At 32.1% G+C, this 4,781-nt stretch carries 6 protein-coding genes and 1 pseudogene; 3 read left to right on the top strand and 4 right to left on the bottom strand.

Translation table 11 applies throughout. The features are described from left to right. Nucleotides 1-103: 103 nt before the first annotated feature. The gene (locus K7G79_RS14535) at nucleotides 104-676 is read right to left on the bottom strand and encodes a hypothetical protein (protein ID WP_223552322.1); all 573 of its coding nucleotides are present in this window, start codon (nucleotides 674-676) and stop codon (nucleotides 104-106) included. 77 nt (nucleotides 677-753) lie between these two features. On the opposite strand from K7G79_RS14535, the pseudogene K7G79_RS14540 reads away from it, so the two are divergent. Next, nucleotides 754-852: pseudogene (locus tag K7G79_RS14540) on the top strand (IS1595 family transposase); the annotation flags it as partial. A 30-nt stretch (nucleotides 853-882) separates the two neighbouring features. On the opposite strand, the gene K7G79_RS14545 reads toward K7G79_RS14540, so the two are convergent. Beyond that, on the bottom strand, nucleotides 883-1,512 hold the full coding sequence (locus tag K7G79_RS14545) for an RNA polymerase sigma factor (RefSeq protein WP_223552323.1): 630 nt from the start codon (nucleotides 1,510-1,512) through the stop codon (nucleotides 883-885). Between the two features lie 140 nt (nucleotides 1,513-1,652). Here K7G79_RS14545 and K7G79_RS14550 point away from each other — a divergent pair, with 140 nt between their 5' ends. Then, nucleotides 1,653-1,952, top strand: a complete 300-nt coding sequence (locus K7G79_RS14550; RefSeq protein ID WP_223552324.1) for a transposase — start codon at nucleotides 1,653-1,655, stop codon at nucleotides 1,950-1,952. Between the two features lie 70 nt (nucleotides 1,953-2,022). Further along, nucleotides 2,023-2,874, top strand: a complete 852-nt coding sequence (locus tag K7G79_RS14555) for an IS3 family transposase (RefSeq protein ID WP_370634232.1) — start codon at nucleotides 2,023-2,025, stop codon at nucleotides 2,872-2,874. Nucleotides 2,875-3,148: 274 nt separating this feature from the next. Here K7G79_RS14555 and K7G79_RS14560 read toward each other — a convergent pair whose 3' ends face one another. Next, a complete protein-coding gene (locus tag K7G79_RS14560; RefSeq protein ID WP_223552325.1) occupies nucleotides 3,149-4,273 on the bottom strand; it encodes a phosphatidylinositol-specific phospholipase C1-like protein in 1,125 nt (374 codons plus the stop codon). Between the two features lie 70 nt (nucleotides 4,274-4,343). Then, nucleotides 4,344-4,781, bottom strand: a 438-nt coding sequence (locus K7G79_RS14565; RefSeq protein ID WP_223552326.1) for an IS1595 family transposase, incomplete at its 5' end; no start/stop codon positions are given.

Below are 4,781 nucleotides of genomic sequence, written 5' to 3' on the forward strand. Positions count from 1 at the left end.
GATAATTCCAGCAAACAATTAATTATGCCCCTATAAACAAAGGGACACAGAAACTTTATTGCCCGTTTTCAAAAACTTTTGGACGGCAGTGCCTTTTAATAAATTATTTATTGCTCATTTCTAACGTTGTTCTCAAACGATTTTCAGCTTCAGGATTCCAGTATTTACAGTCAAGCTGAAAAAATACCGATGTATAGGGTATTGTATAGTCAGTTTTTATTATTAACACATTGAATAGTTTTGAGGCTTTATCGAGCTTGTAAATAATATCTTCGTGAATTTCTTTTTTAATTTTTCCGGAAATCAGAGTATCAATAACGGTACGAAACGATGTAACACCCTGTGCATCTTCTTCTGAGATAAAGTCTAGTTCTTGATCTAAAAAAGTAATTGGCTTTATATGCTTTTGCTGTTGAATAAGTGCATTAACTTTTTTGATAGTTGTAATATGGTCATCGGTACTAAGTATAGTTGTTATGCCCGAATTGCTTTGTAAAGGATAGGCAGCATCTGCAACAACAATCCAATTACGATGCCCTAAAAGTTCAATCTGAGATTTGAGCCAATTTTCCCAACTAACTTCATTGTTGATGTTATTGGTATTTGTACCCGAACAACTTGCTAAAACAAATACAGCAAGAAATAGTAGATAGTCTATCCTTTTGAAATTTTTCATAAACCATAATTTAAGTGAAATAATCCTATTAAGTTTATAAAAATACGGCTAGTAAAACAGATAACAAAAAAACATGTATTAATCGCTCTCAAAGCAAAGACTCAATATTCAATAACTTAATAACCAAAATGGTAAACTGTCATAAAATTTACCAAAGTGAAATTATATGCAGCTAACTACTGACCTCTATAAACTTTTAACAGATATTACTTATAAAAATGCCTGAGCATACTTATGGCCCTACCCATTAATTTATAGGTAGCTTTAGTTGATAAATCCATAATTTCGGCAATTTCTGGATAACTTAATCCAACATAAAACTTTAAGTGGATTACTTCGCGTTGCTTTATGGTGAGGTTGTTCAAATACAATTTTACCTTACTGAGCTGTTGATCGAATTTTTGTTTTTCTATAAGTTTATATTCAACCGATTCAGAAATAATTTTCTCATCACTATGGTTAATAAAACTTTCACCAATAAACATTAAATCTTTCTTGTTTTCATTTAGAATTTTACGTCTCAAAGACTTACATAAATACAACCTAATATTATTTACTTCTCCTAATTTATCTTTTCTGTCCCAGATATAGACAAATAAATCTTGAATACAATCCCAAACCATTGGCTTATTATAAACCAACTTCAAACCGTAGGAATACAAAAAACTAACATTATTCCTGTATATTTTAGCAAAAGCACTTTCGTCCCCTGCCTTAAACCGAAGCCATATTTGTATATCTAAAGGATTATCTTCAGTCTTAGCTCTTAAAACATTTCCATATTTAGAACCAGAGCTTTTTACAAAAGGTTTTTTATTTAACGATTCTATTCCCAATTATTTTACACTCTCACTTTCAAGCTGTTTTACAAATATTATAAAATTTATTCTAATACGAAAATATTACTACTAATATCATAAATAGTAACTTCAGCTCATGACCCGTCCTGAATAAAGGCTACATAATTTCAAACATTATGTACAAAAATGACAAAGTAATTAGACGGTATTCAGAATCCTTTAAACTCAAAATTTTAGACGAACTTACCGCAGGAAAACTAAACAAGTATCAACTAGGTAAAGCCTACGGTATTGCACCATCCACAATCAACGAATGGATAAAAAAATACAACCGTAAAGATCTAATGAACACAAGAGTTACTGTGAAAACTAAAGACGAGATTACACGAATTAAACAGCTACAGAAAGAGATCGAACAGCTTAAAAAGCTGCTTCTTAAAAAGATATGGATGCTCTTATTGATGATTCATACTTAGAAGTAGCTGCTGAACAGTTGGGCTATAAATCTGTCCTAGAGCTAAAAAAAAAACTAAGTATCAAACCTTAATCAAGGCCAGAGAAAAGTCAAAGGGATTTGCATCCTTATCAACTATAACTGCCTGTTTCGGACTTAAACGTGATGCTTACTACAAATATAAACGTAGAGAAGACAAACGTTTAGAGATAGAGAAAAAAGTGGTTGCAATAGTAAAGAACAGACGCAAATCCCTTCCTAGAGAAGGTGTTAGAAAACTTACCAAATCATTAAAACAAGAGTTTACCAATGCCCATTTAAAAATAGGTAGAGATACCTTATTCAATATTCTTAGAAAACACAATATGCTTACACTTAGAAAGAAATACAGTAGCAAAACAACTAACTCGTACCATCGTTTTTATAAGTACAACAACATTATAAAAGACTTGGAAGTGACTAGACCAAACCAAGTTTGGGTATCAGACATAACCTATATAAGAACCGTAAAAGGGTTTTGTTATCTAGCTCTTATTACAGACATGCACTCTCGTAAAATCGTTGGTTATGACCTTAGTAATAGCCTAGAACTTAATGGATGTGTTAGAGCACTTAATAAAGCCTTATATCATGCTAAAGACATTAAACAGCTTATTCATCATTCAGACAGAGGAATACAATATTGCAGTAATGTGTACACACAAATTCTTAAAAGAAATAACATTGGAATCAGTATGACTGAAGAAAATCATTGCTATGAAAACGCAATAGCAGAATGTGTAAACGGTATCTTAAAAGACGAATTCTATCTAGATCAGACCTTTACTGACCTGGCTCACGCAAAAAGAGCAACAAAAAACGCAATTAATTTATACAACGAAATAAGATTACATTTATCTTTAGACTATAAAACACCGAATATGGTATATTTAAAAACAGCGTAAATTCAATTTTAACCTGTAGCCATATTTCAGGACTAGACACAAAAGGCATATTAAAGGATCATATTGTATTAGATAAATTGAAAAATATGCATTAATTACGCCTTTTTATAAACACACTTCAAAATTTTTAATAAAATTTTGAAATCTAAAATACGAACCTCTTTCTCAAGTGAATATTATATTATAAACCACAATTTTGATATAGAAGAGGTTAAAGTCTTTATTACCTAAAGATTGGAACAAAAAAAGAATTCAAAAAGCCTTAAGTCAGACCCTATTTTGATTCCAAATCTACGTTTAAAAATGTTTTTACTGGTAAAACGGGATTACAGCGCCCAACAACACCATTAGGCATTTCAATTTCGTAATTTGTATTTAGACTTTTATCCTCTTGGTAATAATCGGTACTTATATAATGTGCTCCGGAGTTTAATGCTGCTTTAAACCTAGTATAGTCACCGGTTCTAGCTTCCCTGGTATCTGCATCAGCACGTGTACGCACTAAATATCCGGCTCTAACCAATGCTTTTATGGAATCTTGATACCTTATTGGATCATTTACAATTAAAAAAGCTGCTTCTGGTGTTCCAGGTTTTGAATTGGTAAAAAACAACCTTCCTTTTAAAGATGGATGCCCATTGATGTAAACATCACGCTTTTCTCCTTCTTCATCTAAAACTAAAATAATTTTTCCTCTAGCATCCTCCAATTCAGGCCAATTATTTGCTTTTATAGCTTCCTCCAGTGTATAAAAATCACCCCTCACATCATCAGGAGTAATGAGTTTGGATCTAGGCAATTCCGACAGGATTTCTCTTTCTAAATCATTAAATACTTTAGCTGTAAAAGGAAGCAATTCTTGAAAACCTTCAATTTCTAAATTTTCAGTTTTAGCATTAAATGTTATAGCAATTGGTAAATGTCTTGGATGCGCATCAGACCAGGCTTTAATTTCATTCAGGCAGTCTACCAAGCGATAGCAAGTAGTTCTAAAGTCAAGATCCGGAATGTGTATCACCTTAAACCCTTTTGTGTTTAGCAATCCTAAAGTATCGTATGGCTGTGCTTCAATTTCGTTTTGTTTTAACAGTTCAATACCAAACGGGTTGGCAAACTTTCCTCCCTCTGTATCAACAACAACATCAATTTCCAGATTTCTTAAGCCGTAATTGTTTAGCTGCTCTGTTAAAGAAACATGCGAATATTGTAGTGCTTCAACAGATTTAGTGGCGGTTTGTTTCGCTATCTCAAGTAGTGCCGGTTCAATACTTTTCTTGTAACTATTGTGACTACCTATTACCTGAATATTATTCAGTTTTAATTTAGCTGTTGGTTCTATTGTATTACAACTAATTATAAAGTGTATAGCAATTAATGCAATAAGATGTTTAAGTTTCATTTTTTCAGAACTTTCCATTTACGGGCACTTAAGCTCCAATGGTTATAATTTTTTTTATTGACTTAGGCATTTAACTACTAATATTTTTGATAAAGCATGGTTCGGTATTGACCATTCTGTTCAAAAGGTTGTCAAAAATGTTTTCTTTCATGACGCTTCTATTAAAGCGATAACAATATTCGTCCAAATAATCTTGTAGATCATTTACATGATGATGTACTCCTCTAAGCCATGCCTTGAGGTTCATAATGGCTCGATGTAATTCAGGAAAGTTTTTCCCTTTCTTTCCAGAATATATTTGTGTTAGCTTGCCAAAATCCTTTTTCAAAGGTTGATATCCTGTCCATTTATCAGTTGTAACTTCAGCCTCTGTATCAATATGGTCTTTCATAAAAGCTCCAAGATTTTCTGCATTCGCTTTTTCAATAATCTCATATTTTATCCTTCCATACTTTGCTGAGGTAACAAGATAATCATTCAAGGCTTCATCTTTTGTATTAATTTCCCC

The sequence above is a fragment of the Aestuariivivens sp. NBU2969 genome (assembly GCF_019931125.1).
Taxonomy (GTDB): Bacteria; Bacteroidota; Bacteroidia; order Flavobacteriales; family Flavobacteriaceae; genus Aestuariivivens; species Aestuariivivens marinum.